Source organism: Phenylobacterium sp. CCH9-H3 (genome assembly GCF_001557235.1).
Classification (GTDB): domain Bacteria; phylum Pseudomonadota; class Alphaproteobacteria; order Caulobacterales; family Caulobacteraceae; genus Phenylobacterium.
The window spans coordinates 1-1,978 of sequence record NZ_LSJI01000157.1; the positions used below are offsets into that span (position 1 = coordinate 1).

General features: G+C 67.0%; 2 protein-coding genes. Both read right to left on the minus strand.

All coding sequences use genetic code 11. From position 1 onward, the window contains the following. Positions 1–208: 208 nt before the first annotated feature. On the minus strand, positions 209–472 hold the full coding sequence (locus AX721_RS13985) for an ATP synthase F1 subunit epsilon (RefSeq protein ID WP_068876606.1): 264 nt from the start codon (positions 470–472) through the stop codon (positions 209–211). A 5-nt stretch (positions 473–477) separates the two neighbouring features. After that, positions 478–1,978, minus strand: a 1,501-nt coding sequence (gene atpD, locus AX721_RS13990; protein WP_068876607.1) for a F0F1 ATP synthase subunit beta, incomplete at its 5' end; no start/stop codon positions are given.

Consider the following 1,978-nt stretch of genomic DNA (forward strand, 5'->3'; position numbering starts at 1 on the left):
ACTTCCATGCGTATCGCCCTCTCCAGCCTGATCCTCGTCGCCGGGTCCTGCGCTTGGGCGGCGGTCGCGATCCCGGCGACGAGGATCAGGCTGGAGAGGGCGATACGCATGGAAGTTCCCCTGACTTTCGGCCGGCATGAAACTTGAGCAAGGCGCCCTAGGCAAGGCCCTAAGGCGTCTAATTTACGGCAATAATTTCCCCTGCCGCTCAGGCTGCCTCGACGGCGTGCTCCGCCAGGATCGTCAGCCCATCTGGGGTCACATCGGCAAAACCACCGCGCACCTGATAGACCTTGACGGTCCCGTTGTTGTGAACCCGAACCGCGCCTTCCTTCAGCGCGGTCATGAACGGCGCATGGTTCGCCAGGACGCCGAAGTCGCCTTCGGAGCCCGGGGCGTCCACCTGGTCCACCGCTCCCGAGAACAGTTCCCGTTCCGGCGAGACCAGGGAGAAGTGCAGCTTCTCGGCCATGATCCTTAGGCTTCCGCCGCCAGCTGTTCGGCCTTGCGCACCGCGTCCTCGATGTTGCCGACGTTGTAGAAGGCCGGCTCAGGCAGGTGATCGTACTCGCCGTCCACCAGCGCCTTGAACGAGCGGATGGTGTCTTCGAGGCTGACCAGCACGCCGGGGGTGTTGGTGAACTGCTCGGCCACGTGGAACGGCTGCGACAGGAAGCGCTGGATCTTCCGCGCGCGGGCCACGATCAGCTTGTCCTCTTCCGACAGCTCATCCATGCCCAGGATGGCGATGATGTCCTTCAGCGCCTTGTACTGCTGCAGGGTCTCCTGCACGCGGCGGGCGACGTTGTAGTGCTCTTCGCCGATCACCAGCGGGTCCATGATCCGCGAGGTGGAGTCCAGCGGGTCCACGGCCGGGAAAATGGCCTGGGCGGCGATGTCGCGGCTCAGCACGGTCGTCGCGTCCAGGTGGGCGAACGAGGTGGCGGGCGCCGGGTCGGTCAGGTCGTCGGCGGGCACGTAGATCGCCTGCACCGAGGTGATCGAGCCCTTCGAGGTCGAGGTGATCCGCTCCTGCAGGTTGCCCATCTCGGTGGCCAGGGTGGGCTGATAGCCCACGGCCGAGGGGATGCGGCCCAGCAGCGCCGACACTTCCGAACCCGCCTGGGTGAAGCGGAAGATGTTGTCGATGAACAGCAGCACGTCCTTGCCTTCCTGGTCGCGGAAGTACTCCGCCTGGGCCAGGCCGGTCAGGGCGACGCGGGCGCGGGCGCCCGGGGGTTCGTTCATCTGGCCATAGACCAGGGCGCACTTGGAGCCTTCGGTCGAGCCGTTGTTCGCCTTCGGGTCCACGTTCACGTTGGACTCGATCATCTCGTGGTAGAGGTCGTTGCCCTCGCGGGTCCGCTCACCGACGCCGGCCAGCACGGAGTAACCGCCGTAGGCCTTGGCGATGTTGTTGATCAGCTCCTGCATCGTCACGGTCTTGCCGACGCCGGCGCCGCCGAACAGGCCGATCTTGCCGCCCTTGGTGTAGGGGCAGAGCAGGTCGATGACCTTGATCCCGGTGACCAGCACTTCCGCCGACGTCGACTGCTCGGCGAAGGAGGGGGCCTCACGGTGGATGGGGCTCGTGAAGGTGGTGGCGATCGGGCCGGCCTCGTCGATCGGCTCGCCGATGACGTTCATGATCCGGCCCAGGCAGGCCGGGCCCACAGGCACGGTGATCGGCTTGCCGGTGTCGACCACCGGCTGGCCGCGGGTCAGGCCCTCGGTGGTGTCCATGGCGATGGCGCGCACGGTGTTCTCGCCGAGGTGCTGGGCCACTTCCAGCACCAGGCGGAAGGGCTGGCCCGTCCGCTGGTCGGTGTTGGTGGTTTCCAGCGCGTTCTGGATCGCGGGCAGGTGACCCTCGAACTCCACGTCGACGACGGCGCCGATGATCTGCACCAGCTTGCCGGTGGCGACGGCCTGGGCGGCCGGCAGCTTCGGCGCGGCGGCCTTGGCGGCGGGCGGCTTG

What these genes read in the sequence shown, in the direction of transcription:
- AX721_RS13985 (WP_068876606.1), bottom strand. Translation starts at nt 472, where the DNA reads ATGGCCGAGAAGCTGCACTTCTCCCTGGTCTCGCCGGAACGGGAACTG.